Annotated in this window: 20 protein-coding genes; 4 read left to right on the forward strand and 16 right to left on the reverse strand. The window is 59.0% G+C overall.

Features of this window, described 5'->3' with window-relative positions; translation table 11 throughout:
- Positions 1 to 104: 104 nt before the first annotated feature.
- Together CYB_RS03600 and CYB_RS03605 are read right to left on the reverse strand one after the other, a co-directional pair.
- The gene (locus CYB_RS03600) at positions 105 to 1217 is read right to left on the reverse strand and encodes a hypothetical protein (protein ID WP_011432399.1); all 1113 of its coding nucleotides are present in this window, start codon (positions 1215 to 1217) and stop codon (positions 105 to 107) included.
- A 119-nt stretch (positions 1218 to 1336) separates the two neighbouring features.
- Positions 1337 to 2410: an OmpA family protein gene (locus tag CYB_RS03605; protein ID WP_011432400.1), complete on the reverse strand. Its 1074-nt coding sequence runs from the start codon at positions 2408 to 2410 to the stop codon at positions 1337 to 1339.
- Positions 2411 to 2759: 349 nt separating this feature from the next.
- On the opposite strand from CYB_RS03605, the gene CYB_RS03610 reads away from it, so the two are divergent.
- Positions 2760 to 3290 carry a hypothetical protein gene (locus CYB_RS03610; RefSeq protein ID WP_011432401.1) on the forward strand — a complete coding sequence of 177 codons (531 nt, stop codon included), beginning with the start codon at positions 2760 to 2762 and terminating at the stop codon, positions 3288 to 3290.
- A gap of 103 nt (positions 3291 to 3393) precedes the next feature.
- On the opposite strand, the gene CYB_RS03615 is transcribed toward CYB_RS03610, so the two are convergent.
- From CYB_RS03615 to CYB_RS15325, 6 genes are all read right to left on the reverse strand, one after another.
- Positions 3394 to 3597, reverse strand: coding sequence for a hypothetical protein (locus CYB_RS03615; protein WP_041436260.1), 204 nt, complete (start codon positions 3595 to 3597; stop codon positions 3394 to 3396).
- Positions 3598 to 3775: 178 nt separating this feature from the next.
- The gene (locus tag CYB_RS03620; protein WP_011432403.1) at positions 3776 to 5179 is read right to left on the reverse strand and encodes a 1-acyl-sn-glycerol-3-phosphate acyltransferase; all 1404 of its coding nucleotides are present in this window, start codon (positions 5177 to 5179) and stop codon (positions 3776 to 3778) included.
- Positions 5180 to 5318: 139 nt separating this feature from the next.
- Complete coding sequence (locus tag CYB_RS03625; protein WP_011432404.1) at positions 5319 to 5771, reverse strand: AbrB family transcriptional regulator; 453 nt, start codon at positions 5769 to 5771, stop codon at positions 5319 to 5321.
- A gap of 565 nt (positions 5772 to 6336) precedes the next feature.
- A complete protein-coding gene (locus CYB_RS03630; protein ID WP_011432406.1) occupies positions 6337 to 9102 on the reverse strand; it encodes a cation-transporting P-type ATPase in 2766 nt (921 codons plus the stop codon).
- A 349-nt stretch (positions 9103 to 9451) separates the two neighbouring features.
- Positions 9452 to 9946, reverse strand: coding sequence for a GNAT family N-acetyltransferase (locus CYB_RS03635; RefSeq protein WP_041436262.1), 495 nt, complete (start codon positions 9944 to 9946; stop codon positions 9452 to 9454).
- Positions 9947 to 10014: 68 nt separating this feature from the next.
- On the reverse strand, positions 10015 to 10179 hold the full coding sequence (locus CYB_RS15325) for a DUF6464 family protein (RefSeq protein WP_238376969.1): 165 nt from the start codon (positions 10177 to 10179) through the stop codon (positions 10015 to 10017).
- A gap of 296 nt (positions 10180 to 10475) precedes the next feature.
- Between CYB_RS15325 and CYB_RS03645 the strand changes: the two genes are divergently transcribed.
- Positions 10476 to 11558, forward strand: coding sequence for an Mrp/NBP35 family ATP-binding protein (locus CYB_RS03645; RefSeq protein ID WP_011432409.1), 1083 nt, complete (start codon positions 10476 to 10478; stop codon positions 11556 to 11558).
- Here CYB_RS03645 and CYB_RS03650 read toward each other — a convergent pair.
- From CYB_RS03650 to CYB_RS03665, 4 genes are all read right to left on the reverse strand, one after another.
- Positions 11555 to 11923: a hypothetical protein gene (locus CYB_RS03650; protein WP_011432410.1), complete on the reverse strand. Its 369-nt coding sequence runs from the start codon at positions 11921 to 11923 to the stop codon at positions 11555 to 11557. The two genes, CYB_RS03645 and CYB_RS03650, sit on opposite strands and share 4 nt — an antisense overlap.
- Before the next feature lie 65 nt (positions 11924 to 11988).
- Positions 11989 to 13920 carry a BamA/TamA family outer membrane protein gene (locus tag CYB_RS03655; RefSeq protein WP_148202693.1) on the reverse strand — a complete coding sequence of 644 codons (1932 nt, stop codon included), beginning with the start codon at positions 13918 to 13920 and terminating at the stop codon, positions 11989 to 11991.
- Between the two features lie 187 nt (positions 13921 to 14107).
- The gene (locus tag CYB_RS03660) at positions 14108 to 14452 is read right to left on the reverse strand and encodes a hypothetical protein (protein WP_011432412.1); all 345 of its coding nucleotides are present in this window, start codon (positions 14450 to 14452) and stop codon (positions 14108 to 14110) included.
- A 510-nt stretch (positions 14453 to 14962) separates the two neighbouring features.
- On the reverse strand, positions 14963 to 16216 hold the full coding sequence (locus tag CYB_RS03665; protein WP_011432413.1) for an ABC transporter substrate-binding protein: 1254 nt from the start codon (positions 16214 to 16216) through the stop codon (positions 14963 to 14965).
- Positions 16217 to 16535: 319 nt separating this feature from the next.
- Here CYB_RS03665 and CYB_RS03670 point away from each other — a divergent pair, with 319 nt between their 5' ends.
- On the forward strand, positions 16536 to 17354 hold the full coding sequence (locus tag CYB_RS03670) for an ABC transporter ATP-binding protein (RefSeq protein WP_011432415.1): 819 nt from the start codon (positions 16536 to 16538) through the stop codon (positions 17352 to 17354).
- Positions 17351 to 18058 carry an ABC transporter ATP-binding protein gene (locus CYB_RS03675; protein ID WP_011432416.1) on the forward strand — a complete coding sequence of 236 codons (708 nt, stop codon included), beginning with the start codon at positions 17351 to 17353 and terminating at the stop codon, positions 18056 to 18058. The genes CYB_RS03670 and CYB_RS03675 overlap by 4 nt, the downstream gene beginning before the upstream one ends.
- 45 nt (positions 18059 to 18103) lie before the next feature.
- Here CYB_RS03675 and recN read toward each other — a convergent pair whose 3' ends face one another.
- The 4 genes from recN to CYB_RS03695 form a co-directional block, all read right to left on the reverse strand.
- Complete coding sequence (recN, locus tag CYB_RS03680; protein WP_011432417.1) at positions 18104 to 19810, reverse strand: DNA repair protein RecN; 1707 nt, start codon at positions 19808 to 19810, stop codon at positions 18104 to 18106.
- Positions 19811 to 20005: 195 nt separating this feature from the next.
- Entirely contained in the window at positions 20006 to 21022 is a 1017-nt protein-coding gene (locus CYB_RS03685; RefSeq protein WP_011432418.1) for a M14 family metallopeptidase, read from the reverse strand.
- A 234-nt stretch (positions 21023 to 21256) separates the two neighbouring features.
- The gene (locus tag CYB_RS03690; RefSeq protein ID WP_238376886.1) at positions 21257 to 22645 is read right to left on the reverse strand and encodes a glutamate-cysteine ligase family protein; all 1389 of its coding nucleotides are present in this window, start codon (positions 22643 to 22645) and stop codon (positions 21257 to 21259) included.
- A 152-nt stretch (positions 22646 to 22797) separates the two neighbouring features.
- Positions 22798 to 24150, reverse strand: a complete 1353-nt coding sequence (locus tag CYB_RS03695; protein WP_011432420.1) for a TldD/PmbA family protein — start codon at positions 24148 to 24150, stop codon at positions 22798 to 22800.
- Positions 24151 to 24679: the final 529 nt, after the last annotated feature.

A 24679-nucleotide genomic window follows, 5' to 3' on the forward strand; every position in this document is an offset into this window, starting at 1 on the left:
CTCTACCATCCTGGCCTGGCTTGGACGAACTTGCCAAATGCTCCTGGGCAAAGACCCCAAACCCAGCGCTTCAGATCTTCAGCAAAAACCCCGCCAGAGCTGAGCTACCGCAACAGTTCCCTCCGCACCGCTTCTACATATTCCAGCAGCCCCGGGGATCCCGTGCCGGAAGCCCGCCACAACATCAAAGCGCTACCCAAATCGGAAGCGGCACCAGCCCTATCCTCTCCCTGGTAAGCGCGCGCCATACCGCGGTGGTAGTAACCTTCAGCCCGCTGGGGCTGCACCTCGATAGCCCGGCTGAAATCCTGAACGGCCAAATTGAAGTCGCAGATGCTGGCCCACATCAGGCCGCGATGGACATAGGCCTCGAAAAGATCGGCAGCACTTTGATTTTGCTTGGCCAGCTCAATCGCCAGATGCGACACATCAAACGCCGATTCCAGATGGCCTTGTTCGGCCCAGATGCGAGAGCGGATCAAGTGCAGTTGCGGGTTGTGATAGGCAATCCGATCCAGAGGAGACAAGGTTGCCAGAGCCTGCTCAGGTTCTTGCAAACGCTCGTGTTGGATTTTGGCCTTGAGCAAATAGGCTTCAGCCAGATAGGGATCCAAAGCAATAGCAATATCCAGATCCCGCAGAGCGGAGCGCATCAGGTAAGCAATGGCAGAAGCATGCTCCGGCTGCGGTAAAGCAGCAGGATCCTCCTGAGACTGACGCCAGAAGTATTGCGCCCGTTGCAGATAAAGCTGCGCATTTCCCGGCTCCTGTTGGATGGACTGGGTTAGCAGCGCCAGCTCATTGGGAAGATCCGCCGGAGCAGAGGATTGAGAGAGAGTGGAATCCTGACGCCGAGGCCGTGCCGGCACGGCAAGGCTTGGGTTGGAACGGCCAACAACCCCCGCGGGCTGGGGATCTGCCTGTTGCGCAAGCCATTGATAGACCTGCTGCTGGTGAGCGAGAGATCGCTGCTCAAGCTGTTGTACCCGTTCTTGCAGTTGGGCTTGCCGCCTGAGCCAAGATTCAGAACCTGGTTCATCTTCAAACAAGGTCTGGGATGACGGCAGAGAGTGCTCCCAAGCTTGCAGAGAAACCTCAGTGGCCGCACTCCGCCCTTTCCGAGACGAGGCCAACCAGCCACATTCGCCGATCAAAAACGGCAAGGACAGCAAACCCAACAAAGCCGAGCCGGAGAACAGAAGACTGGGCCTAAGCATGGATCCCACCCCTTGAAATAGCTTAGAAGTAAAGAGTTGCCTCTAAACTAGTTCGCCGCAGCCGCAGTGTCCAGAGTTTCGGCGATGCTTGCCCTGAGCCAAAACTCAGAAACTCTCCCCTAGGGGATTCTGCCACCCGCCAGATCCACCAACTCCACGCGGCGATTCTTCGCCCGGCCTTCCTCAGTGGTGTTGCTGGCCACAGGAGCAGAGAACCCCACACCAACCGGATAGAGTCGACGTTGCTCGATACCCAGCTGAACCAACCGGTTGACAACCGCCTCGGCCCGGCGCCGCGAGAGACCTAGGTTGTAGTCGAAGCTACCGGTTGCATCGGTATGACCGACCACGAGGATGCTGAGGTCGGTGCGCTCGCGCATCAGCTTGGCGATCTCGGCAAGGGTGGGCTCGGCAGCCGCTTCAATCTGATCCGAGTCATAGGCAAAGAGAATGCCGTAGAGGGCGATCCGGCCATCGCGGCTGATGGCTTGATTGATCTCGCCGCTTGTGATGCTTTCAACCAGCTCCAGGCGTTGCTGGCGGGGCTTGACATCGACGACATCCACTCGCCCCAGAGTAATCCCGGTCGGGATCTGCCCACTGCCGCGGGTGATCTCCCAGTCATCGGTATTGACCACAAAGTAGGCGCTCACGAATCGCTCATCGCCTTCGGGGGACTTGCCACGTGCGGCTAAATAGGCAGCAGTGTTTTCTCTGGCGTTCTGAAACGGCCACTGGGCCCGTTCTTCCGGCGTGCTGTAGGTGCCCTTCATATTGAGGATCTCGTGAGCAATCTGGTTGTTGTAGCCAAGGGTCTCAATCTCCTCCCCCAAGCCGGAGAAGAGGATCTCAAAGCCGGACTCTTTCAGTTCGGTTTCGTAGTTGAGCAGCGCCTCAAGAGGGGCAACCCGCTCCGGCAGTCGGTAATAGGTCGTGATGCGACGCCCTTCGACAGTTTGAGACCGGTACGGCTGCACAGCTCCCATCGCGCCACTGAAGACGATTTTTTCAAGGGCTAACTTAAAGCGGTCGTAGTCGGCCTGCGATTGAAACACAATGCTGGATCCTGCAAAGCGCTTGAGCCCCGGAGGATCCGCCGTTCCGGGCAGATCGGCCCGAGCCGGCCCCGCCTGGACAAGCAGCGCTGTTAGCACAGCGAAGGCAAAACGCTGTAAATCTGCGCGAAAAGACATAGCCACTCCCTAGTTTTTCCAAAATCTTTACGGGGCCAATGCCTAGAAGCTTAGCTCAGAAATGCAAAGGGATTAAGGGCAAACCTTTCTTTTAGTGTGTTAGTTTACGAACCATTGTTAGTACTTAGGATATGAAGCACTTAAAAATTAAGAGAAAATGCTAACCCGTAGTCGAGCTGAATATTCGAGACAATGCTCTGGCGCTCCCAGCTACCAAGGCGAACTCAAAAAGCGTTCATAAGCATTCATACCCTTTGTAACAGATTGCAAGCAAACCTTCACAAACAGATCACTGCACCCCAGAGTTAGATTTTCTACAGGAGCAGAACCGGGAAGTGCCACCCTTACCTTGGTTCAGTTCGACTCCCAGGATCCCTATGAAGTCATTCACCGCTTCAAGCCAATTGCCGAGGTCCCTGAGCTGACCCGCGAGACCTACGTGCCGCGAGCTTCTACTCCCTTGCTGGATGCCATGGGGCGCGGCATCATCGACCTAGAAAAGAGCCTCAGCGAACTCAGCGAGGCAGATCGCCCGGCCAAGGTTGTGATGGTTGTGGTAACCGATGGGCAAGAGAATGCCAGTCGCGAGTTCCGCAAAGAGCAAATTGAGAAGATGATCAAGGAAAAAACCGAGAAGGAGAGCTGGCAGTTTGTCTTCTTAAGCGCCGATCTGGCTGCCATTGGGGATGCCCAAACCGTTGGCTTCGCTCCCAGCGCGTCCTTGCTATATCAGAAGTCTAAATTGGGCAGCGCAGGAGCGTGGACTTCTCTCTCTCGGCGCACCTCCGAGTACCGATTGGCTGTTCGCCAGAGGCTTATGTTCCTTGATGAAGACCGACAGCATCCCGACGATCCGAACAAGGGCAAGGAAGAAAGCTAATCCCTCTGCGGATAGGGCTTTGTGGGCAGGTTGACACGGGAAGCCCCTCGGATCCAGGGAAAGGGGAAGTATTGCAATGACCTCTGGGCCAGGGAGGATCCCTTCAGCGCCGTCGTCTGGAGCAGCGACGCAGTAACCAACTGGCGGCGGCCCGGTCGCCTTCATCCCATGCCAACCGCTCCACGGCCACCATCACCATCGAGGTGATCACAGCTTCACTTAAATGGCGAGAACGCAAATGCTGCACGGCTGAAGTGGCGGCCTCCAGGTCGCGTCTGCGAATGGCGCGGAGCAGCTCATCAGACATAGACCAAGTCAACGAGCCTCACTTCCTTTCTGCCCCCTTTCTACCCCAAGAGCCAGAAACTTCCCCTTTCCTTCACCTGCTTGTCAGATAATGCAAAAGTTCGTCTTACTTTCACGAAATATCTCACAAGATGTCTCAGGAATTGTTACACTTTTTGCCCCTGAGCCGACCAGGCATGTTAGGCAGCAGGAAGAGCCACAGGAGAGCACGGGATCCCTTGGATAAGCCGCTCCATTTCCGCTTGCAAATCTTGGGTGAGGGCTTGTACGGCTTGTCGGCGGTTGGCCTGGTAGGCGGGCCAGCGTTCGGAAACCGAGAGGGGATCCCCAATGCTGAAACGGGCCAGGCGGGGTCCCAAGCGGGGGGGAGCAGTTCCGACGGGATTTTCTCCTTTGATCCAAGCCAGCAGACTCCAGAGGCGCAGGGCGGTTTCCGCCAACTCATCCAGACTCAAACTGGGCTGCTCAGGTACAGGGCGCACCGCAAACACCATTAAGGTTTCCGCCAAGCGCATGTGCCAGAGGTGAAAACTGGCCTCAGCAGCCACTCGATTGGCCAGCCCCCTTTCCAAAGCCGAGAGAGCAGCAATATCGGCAATATCTTCGCGGTAGATCCAGGCCCAGCCCGCCTGTTCGATGCGGTGCCGCCGCTCGATTAAGTCTCCCTGGGGCTCCAGACCAAAATGCTGCTCGGCCACGCGCAGGACCAGATCCGATAAGCTTTGAAGACGCGCCAACAGATCCCCCTCTTTAACTTGGGCTCTATCTGCAGCAGGAAGGGCAGGGGCATAAAAGCGCTCATAGAAGGTCTGCACGACTTGCAGCAGGTGTTCTCCCAAGCGAAGAATACGGGCCAGCAAAAAGGCCTGACTGGCATGGGTTGAGCGCGGGGGTGGCAGCTTGCAATCGGCCTCCATGCGGCTGAGCAATCTATTCAGAGCGGCACTGGGATCCCGCAGGTAGGAATAGCGAAGGCCTACCGGCAAGATCAGCACCTGCTCTGGCCGTCCCGCCTTGTGCAGATCCTCCACCGCCCAAAAGCTCATCTGGGCTACCCCCGGCTCCAACGGGTTGAGAAGACTGCTCATACCGTTGATCGTTCCTTCTGGAGCTACCGCCAGCGGATATCGGCCCGATACAAACTGCTCACGAGAACTCTTTAGCCCTGCCCGATCCAGACGGCCTCGCAAAATCGGGATCCCGCCCAAGCGCGGCAAGCCCCAACGGGCAACGGATCCCAGCCACAGAGGTAGGCCGCGGTCGTAGACAAACAAAACGTGGGGTCGGCCCCGAAAGCCGATCCCCTGGCGTTGGGCCACCTGCGGCAGAAGATGGGCAAACAAGTACATCAAGCAGGGGGGATCATCGAGGGTCGGGTGTCGAAACGCCACCAACAGGCGAATCTTGCCCGCCTCAAACTGCTGATAAAGCTGAGCCAAACGCTCTCCCCCCTCCACTTCAACGCGAGGGATCCCTTTGGTCCATCGCAACCAAAAGGGCAAGCCTGCTTGAGCAAAACGAACGACCCAAGGCGTCAATCGCGGTGGCAAAAACTTGAGGGGTGGCTGAACCTTCTGTTGCATAGGGATCCTTATCTAGGGTCAGAAAGAGGGTGAACCTAGGCTTTGGATCCCATCTTAAAGAGGGCAAAGCGGGAAGAAAGCCACACAGTGACAGTTCGTCAACTGGATCCCTTCTCCTCACTCCCGGCCCGGCAGCGGCTCAAGCCCCAGCAGTTTTTTTCCGGCGACCGCGAGTCGCTTTGGGGGAAGCTTCTTTACTTGGGGTTGACTCCTCCACCACCTGGCCGTTTAGCACTTGCTTGAGGTGAATGTGCTTGTAACCCAGCTGAATCTCGAACTCATCCCCGGGTTTGAGATTCATTTTTTCGGTGTAGGCCGACCCAATGATCAACTGCCCATTTTTGTGAACGCTGACCCGAAAGGTTGGCTCACGACCGCGCTTGTCTCGGCTGGAACTTGGGCTGAGACTCAGACCTTTTGCCGCCAGCACCGCGTCATAGAACTCATTCAAGTTGACGCGAGGCTTGTTGGTCTTGGTCATGGTTACATAGCCACATCGCTTTGCCGTTTCTCGGCGCGGAAGATGCCCCAAAGCTTCGACCTTCTGCAGCAGAGCCTTCCCGGTTAAAGGTTGTGGTGGTATATCTGACATTTTTTAATGTCCTACATCCTTCTCTTAAGATCATACCCTTGTGATGTACTCCTGCAACCGAAAGTCTGAGACTTTTTTGAAGACAGGTTTTTCTCTTGTTCCTTGAGCCAGCAGCTCCGAAGGAAAAACCTCGTCTCCCTCAAGAGGTGTTCCTGCCCTTGCCAAAAGGTGATGGGGGCAAAAAGAACTCAAGCCCTGAAGAGTGCTGGGGCTTTTGTGGATGGAGCTGACAAAAGATCGCCTTGGGGGTAGTACCGCGGTGTAGATCCGACTCACCGCTTTCTACAGCCTCATCCCCACTCGTCGGCTGCCCCAAACTCTGATCACAGCCAGAAAACAGGCTCGACTTTCCAAAAAACCGCCGCTGAGATGGTGATTGCCTTGCGCAAATCGGTCGAAAAGACAGCCAGAGCGGTGTGAAGCTGGATGCCATCAGACCTAGGCCAGCAGGCATTTTTATCTCTTGGCAGAGGCCGGCTACATCTGAGTAATAGCTGAGGGATCCCCTCTTCGGCACTTCTTCAGATGGGAGCGCAGTGAGCGCGAGTTGCCCAAAGCAAGTTATTCATTCAGGATCCACTCGATTGGCTGCCGCTGAGACAACGATGAGTGGCAAGCTCACCAGCAAACAAAAGCCCCATTGCTCCCAAGACAGGGGTGCTGTGTCGAAGATAATGTTGAACAGGCTCCACTGGCTGAAGAGGATCTGCAGCAGGATGGCCGCCCCAATGCCGATGGCAATGGCTGCTGTATCCATGAGGCGCTCATGGCGCTCCAATTGGCTGGCACGTCCACGGCCCAACAGGGTAGGAATGGCCTGGCTGAGGCTGAGCAAGTAGAAGATGCGCCCGATCACCAACGCTTGGATGGCCATGGTGCGGGCCAGGTCAATGCTGCCGGTGGTTTGTTCGATGTATTCAAAAACCCCGAAGATCAAGATCCAGTTGAACACAGACACCAGCAGGATGCGCTGCAACAGCCTAGGAGAGAGCAAGTTGGCGTTCGGATCCCGCGGCGGGCGGGTCATCTCTCGGCCTGTGCTCGGCTCAAAGGCAAGAGGCACCGTCATGGTGATGGAGTTGATCATGTTTAGCCACAGCACTTGAATGGCCAGAATGGGGAGCTCGCGGTTGAGCAGCACGCTGAGGAGAATCGTCATCGATTCCCCCCCGTTCACCGGCAGGATGAAGGCAATGGCTTTGAGCAGGTTGTTGTAAACCGTGCGCCCCTCCTCAACGGCTGCCTCAATGGAGGCGAAGTTGTCATCGGTCAGGATCATGTCGGCAGCAGCTTTGGCCACTTCGGTGCCGCCTCGCCCCATGGCAATCCCCACATCTGCTTGCTTTAGGGCCGGAGCGTCGTTGACGCCATCGCCGGTCATGGCCACGATCTGCCCCCGCGCTTGCAGAGCTTCCACCAGGCGCAGTTTTTGCTCTGGCACCACCCGCGCGAAGACGGATCCCCGATTGGCAGCTTCCACAAATTCCTCCGGGCTGAGCTGCTCCAGATCTCGACCGCTGTAGGCTTGCACAGGTTTTCCACCCCCCAGGCCCATCTGCTCGGCAATGGCTTGAGCCGTGAGCACGTGGTCGCCGGTGATCATCTTCACCTGCATCCCAGCCGTTTGACAGGAACGCACGGCGGCAATGGCCTCTGGCCGCGGCGGGTCAATCATTCCCTGCAAACCGAGGAAGATTAAACCCTCCTGCAGATCTGGGTGATCCACCCGAGTTTGGCTGCTGGGGACGGTTTTTTGGGCAAAGGCCAGAACTCGCAGCCCCTGCCGTGCCAAGGCCTCCACCTGCTGGCGAATCCGCTCCTCTTCCAGAGGCTGGATCTCCCCCTGGGATCCCATCTGGCTGCGGCAGCGGGGCAGCAGGGCTTCCACCGATCCCTTGACATAGATGCAGTGCTCTTCTGGCCCCAGGCGGTGCAAGGTGGCCATGTACTGAAATTCAGATTCAAAGGGAATGCTGTCCAGGCGAGGGCGGCGGCGCTGCAGATCGTCCATATCCAAACCCGCCTTTTGGCCCGCCACAATGAGGGCAGCTTCGGTGGGATCCCCTACCACCTCCCACTGGCCGTTGTCTTTGGGTTGCAGACGGGTGTCGTTGCAGAGGCAACCGGCCAAGAGACAAGCCTGTAACACCGGCAGCCGATCCACTTCCACCGGAGCATCCCCCTCCTGGGCCAGGATTTGTCCCTGAGGACTGTAGCCACTGCCTGTGACTCGGTAGAGCTGGGATCCGGCGTAGATGGCCTGCACCGTCATCTGGTTTTCCGTGAGGGTGCCGGTTTTGTCAGAGCAAATTACCGTAGCGCTGCCCAGGGTCTCCACCGCCGGCAGCTTGCGGATAATGGCGTGGCGTTTTGCCATGCGGGAAACCCCAATCGCCAAGGTTACAGTGACTACCGTCGGCAAGCCTTCGGGGATAGCACTCACCGCCAGCGCCACTGCCGCCTCAAAGACACTGGCCGCCCCCTGTCCCTGAGCCAATCCCACCAAAAAGGTGAGCCCGGCCAAGCTGAGGATGATCCTGAGCAGCATGAGGCTGAATTCCTCGAACTTGCGTGTTAGGGGAGTTTGCAGGGATCCCCCCTTTTCGACCAACTCCGAGATACGGCCTGTTTGAGTCTGGTTGCCAATGGCCACCACCACCCCTGCTCCTTGGCCGAAGGTAACAAAGCTGCCGGCATAGGCCATGTTCTGGCGGTCGGCTAGGGGTGTGTCTTCCGCCAGGGATCCCAGCCGTTTTTCCACCGGCACCGACTCTCCGGTCAGGGCCGATTCATCCACCTGCAAGTTGCGCACGCTCAGCAAGCGCAGGTCGGCGGGCACCTTATCTCCCGAGCTCAAGAGCACCACATCCCCCGGCACCAGCTCCCGCGAGGGCACCCGCAGTTTTTGCCCCTCCCGGATGACAGTAACCTCCGTCACCACCGACTGGGCCAGGGCGGCGATCGCTTCCTCCGCTTTGGACTCTTGGATGTAGCCGATGAGAGCGTTGATCACCACCACCGCCCAGATCACGATGGCATTGCGCCAGGATCCCAAAAACGCCTTGACCGCCCCGGCAACCATCAAGATGTAGAGCAAGGATTGGTTGAACTGCTGCAGAAACTTCACCCAGGCCGGGGTAGCCGCCTTGGCCTTTAGCTCGTTGGGGCCATATTGCTTCTGCCGCTGGATCACCTCAGCTTGAGACAGACCCCGTTCCAGAAGCGCCGCCAGAGGCAGATCCACTGCAACGATTTGGCGGGCAACATCCTCTTCGGGCAGAGCGTGCCAGGGAGCTGCCGGCAATGAGTCAGGGGAGACGGATTTTGCCATCGCAGGTCTCTAGTTGAATCGCAACAGAACTTGAAAGCCAGCCGTGAATTCAACGGCAAATCCCTCGTACAGTCCACAGCCTAGCCGACGCCGCCTACCCCCCAGAAGTGCCGCTGTTCCCCCCAGCGTCAACAAAGCCTAGTACCCAGGAATGCTGGGGAAGGGAAACCACCTGTCCAGTTGTTCTGTCGGGGGTCGTAGACCTAGACAAGTGGCGTGGGGTAGGAATACCCAACCGCGAGGTAAAGACTCCATCCCGCTGACGCCAAGGGAAGCCCGCGCTCTGTCCGTAGGACGAGCGCCGGGAGGATGTCACGAATGCTAGGGTCTGTAACAGAGGGGAGCTTGCTCAAGATCGACAGGGATCCTTGGCCAGCCGAGCCAGAGCCTCCAAATCAGCACCCACCACGCGGTTGAGAATCCATTCGGGATGTTGCTGGGCACCCATGCGTCGATAGAACTCTATCGCCGGCTGATTCCAATCCAAAACCATCCACTCCAGCCGCCCATATCCTTTGGCCACCGCCTCCTGAGCCACCCGCGCCAAGAGCGCTTTGCCAATGCCTCTGCCGCGAAACTCCGGCAACACGAACAGATCCTCAAGGTAAATCCCTGGTCGGGTCAGGAACGTGGAAAAATTGCGGAAGTAGAGGGCAAATCCCACCGCTTGCCCCTCCACTTCTGCCAACAACGCCGAGGCCAAAGCCTCTGGGCCAAACAAATAGTGGCGCAACAGATCAGCGGATCCCGTTACCAGGTGGCTCAGCTTCTCGTACTCGGCCAAGGCGCAGATGAGGTCAAACAAAACGGGCACATCTAAGGCGGTGGCAGGACGGATTTCCATACTTTTGCCTGGCTTCACAACCAATTCCTTGAATTTCCTGAGATACCGGCACGAGAACAGACCACAGTTTATTCTTGTTGTGGACAGAACGCCCAGGCAGCATCTTTTGGACGCGCAGCGTGGTGGGGGCAGCGGCAGGGGCCCAGAGGACTCACCGCACAAGGCAGGTAGGGTGACCGAGAAAAGTAACGGCAGAAGGGATCCCAGGCCGAGTCAGAAAAGAGAGTTGGCATGGCCCGGCGCTCGTCCCCGATTGAGAGGCGGCGGGATCCCCTCTTTTCCAGCAGAGGGATCAACTGAGCCCAGAACGTTAGCCCCAACCACAAGCCAACTCCCACTCAGCGCTTGCACAATTGCCCTCCCCCGTCGGCCAACAGCGTTGTCTTCCAACCAGAATCAGCCTCGGCCAGCCTGCTTGCCCAGGACTAGCGTGGCAGCCCGTTTTGGAGCTGTCCTTCCCTGCCGGCAAGAACCCGAGAAAAACCGATTAGAGTGAAATATGGACTGACCCGCTGAGCCTTCCGATTCCATGACCACCTCCACCCTTGATGCTGCTGCCATCCTTGAAGCGTTGCGCCCTGTTCAAGATCCGGAGCTGCGCCGCAGCCTGGTGGAACTGAACATGATCCGGGATATTCGCGTCGAGCCTGGGCGAGTGGCCTTTACCCTGGTGCTGACCACGCCGGCCTGCCCTTTGCGAGAATTCATTGTCGAGGAGTGCAAAGCTGCCATCCGCCAGCTGGCCCCCATCGAAGCCATTGATGTTACGGTAACGGCAGAAACCCCCCGTTCCCCTTCCCTGCCGAATCGCCAGTCCATCCCCGGTGTGCGCAACATCATCGCCATTTCCAGCGGCAAGGGGGGAGTGGGCAAAACTTCGGTGTCGGTAAATGTGGCCGTGGCGCTGGCCCAAAGTGGAGCGCGGGTGGGGCTGCTGGATGCCGATATTTACGGTCCCAATGTGCCGCTGATGCTGGGCCTGCAGGATCGGTCTCTGGTTGTGCAAAAACGGGAAGATGGCGGCGAAGACATCTTCCCCTTGGAAAATTACGGCGTCAAGATGGTGTCGATGGGCCTCTTGGTGGGACGGGATCAGCCGGTGATCTGGCGGGGGCCAATGTTAAACGGGGTGATCCGGCAATTTCTCTATCAGGTGCAGTGGGGAGAGTTGGACTACTTGATTGTAGATATGCCCCCCGGCACCGGCGATGCCCAATTGACCCTAGTGCAGGCAGTGCCGCTGGCAGGAGCTGTGATCGTCACCACGCCACAATCGGTGGCCCTGCTGGACAGTCGCAAGGGCTTGAACATGTTTCGGCAGTTGGGGGTGCCCATCCTGGGTATTGTGGAAAACATGAGCTACTTCATCCCGCCCGACCTGCCGGATCGCCAGTACGATATTTTCGGCTCAGAAGGGGGAGAGACCACGGCCCGCGAGCTTGGTGTCCCGCTGCTGGGGCGGATCCCGTTGGAGATTGCCCTGCGCCAAGGGGGGGATGCGGGCCAGCCCATCGTCATCAGCCAGCCTGAGTCAGCCTCGGCCCAGGCGCTTCGGCAAATTGCCAAAACCTTGGCAGGCCGTGTTTCGATGCTGGCTTTGGGGGCAGGCTAGAAGCGCTCGGCTTCCACCAACGAGACCCCGAAGCTGCGTCCCCCCACCACAATCCCCTCTTGGGCCTTGCCGCGCACGGTTACAGTGCTGTTCATGGCCGGTAGGCCCTTGTCGGTGATGACCCAGAGGGAGCCGCTGTTGTCTTGGATCTCATACACGCCCTGGCCGAACACTCCTATCTGGTTCACCACGCGACCGCGGATATACACATTGGTGTAGCGGGAGGGATTTTGTTCGATCTGGGCGATGGGGGTTGTGCCGATGCCCAGACGCGCCAGTGGCCCACACCCTGCTAGGGCCAGGCTCAAACACAGCAAGAACACCAGGGATCCCTTGGGGAAAGGTAGGCCGAGTCGCTGTTTCATGGGTTGCTTCCATTACGAGCACCTGCTCCCACCATAGCAAGCCGGCAGGGAAATCCACGGCCAAGTTAGAACTTCTCGCCAATGCCGAAGTGCAGTTGGCCTTGGCCAGCGCCACCTTGCCCAACCGCGTAGTCGATGCGAAGCGGCCCCAAGGGAGATTGGATGCGAATGCCGACCCCCAGCCCCAAACCACTGCCCGGCTTGTTGCGCACCGCTGCGGGATTGCCGGCCACGGCAGCTCCACTGCCCAGATCAGTGCCGTAGTCCGCAAAGACCACTGCCCCCACCGGGTCGAAAATGGGAAAGCGCAATTCGGCGGTTGCGGTGGCAAAGCTGCGACCGGAACCGATACCCCCCTCGAAAAAGCCCCGCACCGAGTTGCCGCCACCAATGGCAAAAGCATCGTAGGGAGCCAAGTCGCCGATGGTCGTGCCTGCTCGCACATCAAAGGCCAATACCTGCGGTCGCTCGCTGCGGGTTTCAAACAGGTTGACGGGAATGAACTGGCTGTAGCCGGCCTCGAGGCGGTTGGCATTCAAGCCATTTTGAAACAGACGTACCGACTGTTCTGTGGAGATGCGAAAGACCGAGCCCTGGCTGGGGCTGTTGGGGTTGTCGCGGGCGTCGTTGACGAGGCCAAACCGCAAGGTGGTGTAGCTGTCTTGGCCGCTCTCGCTGAAGGTAATCGGGTTGCCCAGCACATCGAAGCGCTGCTGCTCCCCGTTGCTGTTGCGAGCTTCTACAAATTGGATGCGGGTGCCCAAGCTGGCCCGCCAATTGCCCCCAATCGGGCGAGAGAAAGTCACCCCGCCGCCAAGACGGTTGATGCGCACGGGATCCCCATTGGGCAGGGTGAATCCCTCATTAAAGACAAAGCTGGAGCTCTGCTGGTTGGAGATGTTGACGTTGTAGGAGGTGGGAATGTCCAGCGTGGCAATCCGCGGGTCGGTGAAGTTTAAGTCGAAGAGGGTTTCGTTGGTGCCCACCTGCACGTTGAAGCTGGCACTCTGGTTGTTGCCGCCCAAGTTTTGTTCGGAGACGTTGAGGCCGGCGAAGACCCCTGTGGCGGAGCTAACGCCGATGGTGCCGCCCAAGGTACCGGTGCGACGTTCTTCCACGTTCACCACCACCACCACCTTGTCGGGATCCTGGCCGGGGTTGAGCCCCACATTCACATCTTGAAACAGGTTGAGATTAAAAACCGCCTGCAGGTCTTCCTGGATTTGGTTGCGGTTAAACACATCCCCCGGCTTGGACTTCAACTCGCGGGTGATGATGAAGTCACGGGTTTTGGTGTTGCCCTGAACGCGAATATCCTCGATCACCCCTTCGGCGATCTCCAGGGTGATGGTGCCGTCTTCAGAGGAGCGCACATCCGTCACTTTGGCCAGCACGTAACCCTTATCGGCGTACCACTGTTCAATCTCGGCCACAGCCAGTTGCAGCTCGCCGAAGTTGAGCACCCGCCCTTCCTGGTCGGCAAAGGCGGCCCGCAGCACTTCCGGATCCAGAACTTTCGCCCCTTCCGTGCGCACGGCTTTCAGGATTGGGTTGGGCTTGACCTCAAAGGTGACCCGCACTCCCAAAGGCGTATCGGAAGGCACTGCCCGCACATCGGCAAACAATCCGGTGGCAAACACGGCATTGATGTCTTCCCGCAACTGGGATCGGGTGGAAACCTCGCCGGCGCGGGTGCGGATGACGCTGTAAACCCGGTTGATCAGCTCCGGATCTTCAGTGCCCTCAACCACTACCTCCGCTACCAACACTTCTGGCTCGCCGGCAGTGGGGGGTGGGGTGGGGGAGGGCTGGGCGGGGGTGTCGCCACCGGTGCGCAGGTCGAGGGTGCCGGGCTGAGGAACCGATTGCGCCCAAGCCGGGGATCCCATCAGCAGAGCGCTACGGGACGCTTCAGCAAACGCAAAAGCGGTGCAGAGCACCATCCCGCGGGTGAGCGCTGAAGTTAGCCAAGGGCGAAGTTGCCTGGAACGATTCATGGGGATCCCTCGCACACCAAAAAGCAAGATTGCAGAGCCGGGCCAAGCTTGCGTTAAAACCCTCTGCCGCCCAGCAGCGGACAATTGCCCTGGATTATATCAATCCCCATCCACCCAGATCCGAGCGTGGCCGCGAACCGGATTGCGGACTTGGGCAGTCTGGAGTGCAAAAAGCAGCCTCCCCCGCTCAAGGCAGGCGCAGGGATCCCCTACAGCGCTGGCCGCAAGACCTCGGCTCGACTTCCTCGGCAGCTAGGTTGACTTGGGAGTTGAGGATGACGACGGTGATGGGAGCAGGAGTGGGAGGCAAAGAGCGGCTGCTCCTCCAGCCCCAACTGTCGGCGTACTGTTGTGGGGGAACGTTGGGCAGGATCAGGACGGTGTTTTGCAGGACGTTGCTTTGCAGGGTGGTGGCGTTGCCGTTCAGGATCGCCATCTGCTGGGTGTGGGAAGTCTGAGCCAGGACGGCTGGAGCAAACCCGAAGCCGAGCAGAGCTGCCACTCCGGGGAGGAGGAGTTGGGTGGACAACATCGAGGATTCTCCACAAGACGCCAGGATGCCGACACTTTAGCCTGCTTTGCCCTCCGCTGAGTTGCCGCAAAAAAAGCTACGTGATGGGGAGGGATCCCTGCTGGGGATGTACAGCCGCGCGGCCCAAACCCACAAAAAGGCCTGCAGAGGGTACTCTGTGCAGGCCCGTCTTGCTCGTCTGGATTGTCTTGATGGAGCTGATACATTCACGCTGAACTCTCCTGAACATGGTTCAGGAAAGAAGCGATCGCATCCTGCCTATCTCTGAGCAGGAAGGCGGTATCCCGCAAAGCCCTGAGGAATACCCCCCGAGCGCTTTCCCCCTTCACTTCCCGGCAACCGTTGCGGTGGACTCAAGGATCAGGGGGAAACTTGGTCTACTATATCCCTCTCAATGACTTTTGCCAAACCGCCTAAAGCTCAGTAAATTCAGCAAAGTTCAGGGTTTTGGGGGTTAGAGGCATGCTCGGAAGGAGAAACCGGCCCCCGCTCAGGAGCCGTAGGGGAAAATTAGCTCTCCGGCTCAAACACCTTCAGATCCACCACCTTCCCCCCTTGGAAAGTCCAGTGGGCAAAGGTTCCGGCAACTTCCCCATTCTCATCGAAGTTGATGGATCCAGAGGCGCCGGTGTAGAAGATGTCTTCCCCTTTGCCGATCAGCTCCACCGCCTTGGCCCACTCTCCGGGCAGGATCTCGGTGCCGGGGGGATTGGCCACTTCCCGCAAAGCATCCCGAACAGCAGTGCCATCGGTGCTGCCGGCTTTCTGAATGGCCAGAGCCAGGACAAAAGCGGCATCGTAGGCGGTGTCGATGTAGGGGGTGGGGGGCAGCTCCCCGTAGGCGGCTTTGTAGGCTTCGGCAAAGATTTGGTAAGCCTTGCTATCGGTGAGGGCCTGAGGCGAAACGCCGATGGATCCCTCTAGCTTTTCGGCTCCCACCTGGGCTGCCACGTCGGGAGAGCGCATGCCATCGGTGAAGACAAAGCGGTCAAACAGTCCTTCTTCCAAAGCTTGCCGCAAAATGACCACACCGTTTTCGGGGTAGCCAATCAGCACCAACGCCTGGGGATCCCCTTCCTTCAGTTGGGTCAGCTCACTGCGGTAGGAAGCCTTGCCGGGCTCGTAGGGAACCGACTTGGTGATGGTGCCGCCCCGCTTTTCAAAAGCCGTCTTAAAGCTGTCGGCCAGGCCCTGGCCGTAGTCGTTGTTAATGTAAATAATCGCCAGGCGCTCCAGCTTCTCTTCACGGGTGATCTGGGCCAAGGCCACCCCTTGGTAGGCGTCGGAAGGAACTGTGCGAAACAGAAAATCGTTGTCCTCCAGGGTGGTGATGGTGGGGGCGGTGGAAGCGGGGGAAATTTGCGGGATCCGATTGGGAACAGAAACCGTCGTGGCCACCGGAATGGTGATGCCACTGCCCAAGGCGCCGATGATGCCGGCCACCTTCTCCACGGTGACCAACCGTTGAGCTGCGTCGATAGCTGGCTGAGCCGACGTCTGGTCATCCGCTTCGACCACTTGGGCAGGGGATCCCAAAATGCCGCCAGCCGCGTTGATTTGGTCAATCGCCAGCTTGATCCCCTTGAGGCAGTTTTCCCCGAAGGCCTGCAGATCCCCGGTGAGAGACATTAAAGCCCCGATTTTGACCGGCCCTTGAGTTGCCTGCTGAGCCGTGCTGGGCAGCAGAGTGGTGGCAAGAGCAGCAGCCGTCAGGGCAGCCGCCGCCGCAAAGGCCCGTCGGGTGAGTTTGTTCATGGGAGACATAACCAACAACCTCCTGTGAGGGAAGGGAAAGTAGAACTCAGATCCCAAAAGTCAAGCAAGTGTTGAACCGTAGCAGTCAGACGTTGACTCACCTCAAAGCGTTCCCCACTTCCTCAAGAAAAGATGGCTCCGGAAAACAGGCGGGCCAGACTCAGGATCTCGCCCGTTCCTTGGCTGCTGTAGGGCTGGCTGCGGCCTCCAAAGGCAGTTGCCCCTGTAGGAATCCGGGAAGGATAATGGGCAAACTCGGCCATTGGGCTCATTATATTTTGAGAAATACTGAACTCATCGGTCGGCGGGGTTTTCCCAAGGCAGCGGCGTGATTGTTATCGACGACATCTCCAAGCGGTTTGGCGGCATTAGCGCGGTGGATCACTGTTCCTTCCGCATCGAAACCGGTCGGATTACGGGCTTGATCGGCCCGAATGGGGCAGGGAAGACCACGCTCTTTAACATCATTGCCGGGTTTATTCGGCCCAGCAGCGGGCGCATCTGGCTGGATGGGGAAGACATCACCGGCTTGCCCCCCCATCATCTGTTCCGTCGAGGGCTGGTGCGCACCTTTCAGATCCCGCGGGAGTTTGGCCGCATGACCGTCTTGGAGAACTTAATGGTGGTTCCCCCCAACCAGATAGGGGAAAACCTATTCGCCACTTGGTTCGGTTGGCGGCAGGTGCAACGACAAGAACGCAACCTGCAAGCTCGGGCGGAAGAGGTTCTGGAACGGCTGAACCTGATCCATCTGCGGGATCAACTGGCCGTCACCCTTTCCGGCGGGCAAAAAAAACTCCTGGAACTGGGACGTACCTTGATGACCGATGCACGGGTGATCCTGCTGGATGAGCCGGGGGCTGGCGTCAACCGCACCCTGCTGGCGGATTTGATGCGCTTTATCGAGTATCTCAACCGCGAGCGCGGCTGCACCTTTTGCATCATCGAGCATGACCTGGATCTGGTGACCCGTCTCTGCGACCATGTGGTGGTCATGGCTGCCGGCAAGGTTCTCACCCAGGGATCCATGGAGGAGATCAAACAAAACCCAGCCGTGCGGGAGGCCTATTTGGGATCTGTGGCACTGGCCGACTCCCTAAACCCACCCCAACCCTCCCCTCTGCCTTCGGAGGGATCCCTCTCATGACCCCTTTGCTGGACATCCAGGATCTCTACAGCGGCTACCGGGGGGTGGACATCCTCAAAGGGATCCACCTGAAGGTGAACCCCGGGCAAATTGTGGTGATCATCGGCCCCAATGGAGCCGGCAAATCGACGGTGCTGAAATCCTTATTTGGCTTGGCCACCATCCGCTCAGGCCGAGTGCTGTTTCAGGGATCCGACATCACCCACTTGCCTGCCGAGCAACTGGTGCAGCGGGGAATCGGCTTTGTGCCCCAGACCAACAATGTCTTTCCTTCCCTCACCGTGCAAGAGAACCTGGAGATGGGGGCCTTCATCCGACGCGACAACCCTGCCGCCCAACTGGAGCGGGTTTATGAGCTGTTTCCACCCCTGAAAGAGAAACGACGCCAAGCGGCGGGATCCCTATCGGGTGGACAACGGCAGATGCTGGCCATAGGGCGAGCGTTGATGGTGGAGCCGCAGTTGTTGTTGCTGGATGAGCCGACCGCCGGCCTGTCACCGCTGTACATAGAACAGACCTTCGCCCTCCTGCAAGAGATCAACCGTCTTGGCATCAGCATCCTCATGGTGGAGCAAAATGCCAAGCAGGCCCTGAAGATGGCGGACTGGGGCTATGTCTTGTCCACGGGAGAAAACCGCTTTGAGGATACTGGCCCCAACTTGTTGAACAATCCTGAGGTGCTGGAGCTGTTCTTGGGCGGGTGAGGCCCTCACCCCCCTCCCCTCACTCAAAACAAAAGGAGAGGAGAGTCAAGCGGGACTGGCCAGTTGCTGCTTGCGCAGTTGAGCTGCTTGGTTGAGAAGAGCCTCCACAAACGTCATCGCTTCTTGGGCAGAGTGACCGGCAGTGAGTTGGGCCAGTTCTTCGCGGCGTTCCCGTTCTCCCAAAAGCTCCACCCGCACAGAAGTTCGCTTTTGGTGCACCACCTTGTGAACCCGCAGGTGGTGATCCGCCAGGGCAGCGATCAGGGGTTGGTGGGTGACGCAGAGGATCTGGTGATCTCGGGCAATGCTGTGCAGCTTGGTGGCGATGGCTTGCGCCACTTTGCCGGACACGCCGGTATCGATCTCGTCGAAAACCATGGTGGCCACCGGATCAATGCGGCTGAATACGGCTTTCAAGGCCAGCAGAAAACGGCTCATCTCGCCGCCGGAGGCGATGCTGGCCAAGGGCTGAAGAGGCTCACCCGGGTTGGGGCTAATCCAAAAACTCACCTGATCCACCCCCTCTGCCGTCGGGGGGCCGGGTTGGATCTGCACCTGGAATTGCACTGCGCTCATCCCCAGCGGCCTGAGCTCTTCTATGAGGGCCTTTTCCAGTTGACAGGCCGCTTGTTGCCGCAGTTGAGAGAGCACCTGGCAATGGCGCTCCAGGTCTTGGGCAGCTTTGTCCAGCCGCACCTGCAATTCCTCTAGGTCGGTGTTGTCTCCTCGCAGTTGGGCCAACTCCGTCTGCACCCGCTCCGCATGGGCCATCACCTCGGCCAAGGTCGGGCCGTATTTGCGGCAGGCTTGTCTGAGTTGCGCCAAGCGCCGTTCAATTTTGTTCAACCGACCGGGATCCGCCTCCAGCGTCTCGCCGTAGCGAACCAGCTCCCGCCCCACCTCCTCCACCTGAATGAGAGCGCTGCTGACCATTTCCGCCAGAGGGGCTAGGTCGGGATCCCGCTGGGTCATGGTCTGGAGCAGCCGCTCTACCTGGCCCAACAGGTCGGCGATGGCCGGTGAGCCACTATCGTTTTGGTAGAGCAGTTGGTGAGCTGCGTAGCTTTGCTGTTGCAGTTCCACCCGGTGAGCCAGGCGCTCTCGTTCCCGCTCCAGCTTGGCCATTTCGTCGGGATCCTCCAGGCGCAGGGCGGCCAGCTCTTGCGCTTGAAACTCCAGTAGGTCTAGCCGTTGCAGGCGCAGTTGTTGGTTTTGCCGGCGGGATTCCACCTCTGTTTTCAGTTGGTTCCAGGTTTGGTAAAGGGCAGCCACCTCCGCCCGTGTTCGCAACAACTCTTCGCCGCCAAAGTCGTCCAGCCAACGGCGCTGGGTTTGGGGAGATTGGATTTGAACGGTTTGCCCCTGGGCAGTGATCTCTACCAATTTGGCCCGCAGGTTGAGCATCTGGGCTTTGTTCACCAGCACCCCATTCACCCGCAGGCGGCTGGTGAGCTTGCCGTTGCGCAACACCAGCTCGCGACTACAAACCAGGCCCTCCTCTAGGGGGTCGATGTGCTCTTGTTCTAGCCAGGCTTGCAGTTCAGGATTAGGACTGAAGATCGCTTCCACCAGACCTCGTTCGCTGCCAGTTCGCAGAGCCCGAGCTGTACCTCCTAGAGCTGCATCCAGCGCATCGAGGATGATGGATTTGCCGGCCCCGGTTTCTCCGGTGAGCACGTTCAGCCCCGCTCGAAAAGGGATCTCCAATTGCTCGATCAGGGCAAAGTTCTCGATCCGCAGCAGGCGCAACATAGGGATCCCGTGGGCTCAGCGTGCCGTTGGCAGTTTTCAGGATAGGGCTTGCAGGGGTCGCTCTGTCCCACGTTAGCGTACCCACCATCCCTCGGCGGACGGGTACAGCGGCCAGCGGGGAGTCTGTTATTGCAGGGGTGGGGAGCACCACCTGTTCTGGTTTGGGGATCCCCTCGGGGAAATTGGCAGCCCGGCTCAGCCCACCAGGGGGTAGCGCTCCATCAGGTAGCAGAGGCAGTCTTGGCGGATGATGCGGCTGTTGAGGGTGAGCATGCCCGGCATGATGGGCACGCTGGTGCGAATTTCTCCGTTGCAGGCATAGAAAAAGCGATCCGCCACATTTTGGCCCTGCTCGTCTTGCACCTCCAGGTGGAAGCCGTTGTTCGTCCAGCCAATGGGGGTGTGGGGGGGAAGCTCCCGAAAATTGAGGAGATCCAAATCCGGCGGGAAGCGGATGTGGGAGGGGGATCCCTCTTGGTTGCCATCCTCTTCCCCAAAGCTGAAGCTCACCTGATCCGGGATTTTGACAATGGCGACGCTGTGGAACAGGTCGATATCTTGGCGGAAGACAGGGCGCTGCGGGATCGCCGACAGGTGCAGGCAGGCTTCCAGAAATTCGTAGGCATGCTGGGTGCCGTGGGGTTGATCCGGCTTGCCGCATTCCAGGGTCACCGCCGGGCAGAAGCGCCCGAAGGCCATGCTCTGTACCCCTTCTGGCCTGGTGAAATAGAGGACGGTGCGCCCAAACAAGGTGGCCAGGTGCAGGGTAGGGGCATCCAGGTGATTGACACAGGCGTAGTGGGGGTTGGTGCCCGTGTTGTTGTGGATATCGACGCTGGCAAAAACGCCCCGCTGCTGCATTTGCTGCAGGACGGCCTGGGCCATAGCGTGCTCGGGGGTGGAGCCGGGGCCCCAAATGCGGTTGTAGTCCGGTTGGCCATCCAGCCGCCGTTGCCGGTGGCGGGCAGCCTGCACGTTGCCAATGAAAAGGGAAAGAGAACGGGGCAATTCCCGCTGGGCGTAGCGGCGGAGAAGCTGTCGCACCGCCTGCCAGCCGGTGGTTTCGTTGCCGTGCAGCAGGACGGACACAAACAGGGCGGGATCCCGTCGTCCCGGCAGATGGATGAGGGTTGGCCCACCCAATCGGTCGTAAAGCTGATGGGCCTCTAGATCCAGCAGTTGATCCGGTAGATGATCGAGAACGGTGAGCATACTGTTTGGGCTAAGAGGCTCGACTCAAACTTCTGGCTTCTGGCCTCTCTCCCTGGGGTAGGAGGGAGCAGAAGTCCAACGAAGTCCTTGGTCGCGAATGAACCGTTTCGCTGCGGTAGCTCGGGTCGCAACAAGGCCATCTGAGAGAGAGTTTGCCCACTCGAGATGCGGGCCAGGGATCCGTCCTGCCGCCGCGGTGGCCCACCGCTGGTACAACCGGCTGTGGAGAGAGCCCTAGCTGAGATCCCAGGTGTGTACCGGTTGGCCTTGCCGCTGCCGTTCCCAGTAGGCACAGGTTAATTGTTGCATATCTTTACCATGCCGGGCGACATAGCGGCGCTGCCAGGTGGCCCCATTCTGCCCCGACTCCACCCGGGCGCGGAGAATGCCCAGGTACTCCTGAATATCGGAGGGGGCCAGATCCAGTTGAACCAAACCCGCCTCTGCTTGGGGGATCAGCTCTTCCAGCAGCAATTGGCGCAGGGATCCCTGCCAACCCTTGAGCCAAGTGATGGGGGCCTCCAGACCCCAGCGGGCCGCCGTGTAGAAATTGGCGCGGCACTGGGCAAAGCTCAGCTCCTGCTCGGGGGGGACGGGCTGGGATCCCAAGGCTTGCACCAGACCAAAGTAGAAGGCCGCATTGGCGATCATATCGGGTAGGGTTGGGCCTGCCGCCGCCACCCGCTGTTCGATGCGCAAGTGGGGAACCGGATCCAAGCCGATCAGGGGTCGGTTCCAGCGCCAGATGGTGCCGTTGTGGAGGCGCAGATGGGCCAGCTCTGATGGGGAAGTGGCTAACCTTTGTGGCAATACCACCGGGTAGCGATGCAGGTTTTCCCAGAACAGCTCCATTAGGGATCCCTGTACATAGCCTTGCCCGAAGGTGACGCGGGGGCAGTGGGTGGGGGAGGGCGGGGGTGGCCCATCCAAAGCTTGCTCAAACAAAGGGATGCGGGTTTCTGCCCACAGATCGTGCCCGAACAGGTAGGGGGAATTGGCCGCCAGCGCCACCAAAGGGGCTGACACGAGCAGGGAAGCGTTGAAGTAGCGGGCTGCCTGGTGGGGGGCCACCTGCAGATGGATTTGAAAGGAGGTGGTCGCCGCCTCCAGCATGATGTCCGGGTGGGTAACCCGCAACCGCCCAGCCGGTCCTTCGATATCTAGCCCCAGGGAAGGGATCGCTTGGGATTGCTCGCGCCGGTGCAAGTTCAGGATTTGCTCATTGAGGGCCAGGTAACGCTTGCGGGGGGAGATCATCTCCAAGGTCAGTTGCTTTTGCTGCACCGTGGGCAAAATCCCGATCATCATCAGCCCCACCTGCAAGTGTTCGGCCACCTGGCAGCAGCGATCCCACGTTTGGCCCAGCTCTTGCTGAAACTGCCGCAGAGCCAAGCCGGTCAAAACTTGGGGCCGGCTGTTGATCTCCACGTTGAACTGGGCCAGTTCCGGCACCACCAGCGGATCGTTCACCGCTTCCAGGTAGGCTGAGTTGATCGGGGCCGGATCCCCCTGAGGGGTCACCAGCCATGCCTCCAGCTCAAACCCGCCCACCGGGGATCCCTGGGCAAAGGGCTGACAAGCCGGATCCAGCCCCGGCGCACTGGCCAACCAGCGCTCGAGCAACTTCGTCTCTTGCTGGAGCCGAGCTGCAAACTGAGCAAAGTCTGCAGTACCAAAACGGAGGCAGGTGATCTCCTGGCCCATGGGAACAACTCCGCAGCTTTTGGGAATGAGGTTAATCGCTGTTGCCGGGATCTCGACACCCCTAGCTTTACTTAGCCCGCAGTGATGGATACATCTTCAATGCGCAGGGCGGGAAAGGCAGCCGTGCCGTTGAAAACCGTTACTTCCTGGGAAATGGCGGAGATATTGCGCAAACAATCGTAGAGATTGCCGGCAATGGTGGTCTCCAGGATGGGGCGTTTCTCGCCGCCTTTGACCAAGAAGCCCCCTTTCACCACCCCAGAAAAGTCACCGGTAATGGGGTTGCTGCTGCCGGAGAGGCGGGTGACGATAACTCCTCGATCCATCGCGTAGAGCTCGGACAGGGGGGTTGTCCCCGGCGCCACTCTCAAACAAGCTGGCCCCACCCCCGGCAGGCTGCCCGCCCCCCCTGTGGCATGGCCGTTGGACGGGATCCCGGCAGCGCGAGCTTCGTAGCTGTTGTACATGAAGTTGCAGAGGATCCCTTCGTGAACCAAGGGGGTGATTTGGCGAGGGATCCCTTCGCGGTCGAAGGGCTCAATGGGGTAGCCGGGCAGGCCCAGGCCTTCAGAAACCACGGTGAGCAACGGGCTGGCGATCCGGGATCCCATTTTTTGCGCCAGAGGGCTTTTGCCTTTGCGCACCGCATCCGCCCCCAAGACAAAGAGGAGATCCCCTAGAAACTCCTCCACCACATCTGGCGGCAGGACAATGGGGCCGCGGAAGCTCTCCCCCTCGCCAGCCCCCAGCGCCCCCACACATTTTTGGACAAAGCGATCAAAAGCCCGCTCCAGCGCCGGCACCAGATCGGCCCGCTTCTGCACACTGTCGCCGTCGTAGGCAAAGCTGCCCACCTCGTCCCCGTCGATGGCCATGCCAAACAGGGATCCCCCCGCCTCGACACTGTGGTAGTTGGCGCGGATGCCGGTGGAAGAGGCGATAGCCAGGGTCTCTTCCTCAACGCTGAGGGAGCCGCTGTCGATGGTGATGCGAGGGTCTTTGGATCGCACCCACTCCAGCAATTGGGATCCCAACTGGGTCAGCTCGGCGGCATCCAGTTCCAGCAGGCCTGGGTCGAGGGCAAAGGGCACCTGGGGCAAAGGTTGGGGCTCCGGCAGCCCGTTGAGGGGATCCGCCGGCGAAGCCTTGGCCATGGCTACAGCCTCAGCCGCCGTCTCGGCCAGCTCTTCCGGGCGGTTGGAGGTGGCAAAGCCCAGCCTGCCGTCGCAGAAAACCCGGATGCCGAACAGGGTCTCGCTGCTGCTGCGGGCCAGGTTGAGGTCATTTTTCTCAAAAGTGACTTCCGTTTCCCGGCCTGAGTTGGCAAACACTTCTGCCTGGTCGGCTCCAGCAGCCAATGCCTTGTGTACACCCTGTTCACAAAGATCCAGCAGGTTTTCCGGGGAAATGATGGAGCTGGGCATAAAAGTGAGATGGCAAGAGGACAGTCCTATTATCGGCTATGGCTCAGAGCTGCTTTTCCCTGACCCCCTGCCGTCTATGGAGTCCCAGCACCAACCCCTTCGTCCAACAACGTCACTCTGGTGCGCACCGTTCCAGCCCGCTCCCCCTGGGCAACAATCAGCAGAGAGCATGACTCTAGTCAATAATAAGCTCAACTATACTGAAAATAATGTATAATATGTTCAGTACGGATTACTACCAGTTGATCTTTCTGTTTACTTTCGAGTCTGCCAACATGGTAGCCAAAGCAAAGCAGAAAATTGGTAGTAAGACGACACGGAAACTGCGCTTTGGGTATTCTACTCAAAGCTTTGCGGGATACCGCCATTCTGGTTGGAAACAAACAGAATGCTATCGCTGCATAGTTGAACAGTGATGTTCAGCAGTGTTCAGCGTAAATGTATCAGCTACCCACAGGGATTCCACCCTGCAGCAGCAAACAAAGGGGCTGAGATCAAAAGGGATCCTTTGTGGCGCTTTGACCCCACT

This window comes from Synechococcus sp. JA-2-3B'a(2-13), from assembly GCF_000013225.1.
In the GTDB taxonomy this organism is placed as follows: Bacteria; Cyanobacteriota; Cyanobacteriia; order Thermostichales; family Thermostichaceae; genus Thermostichus.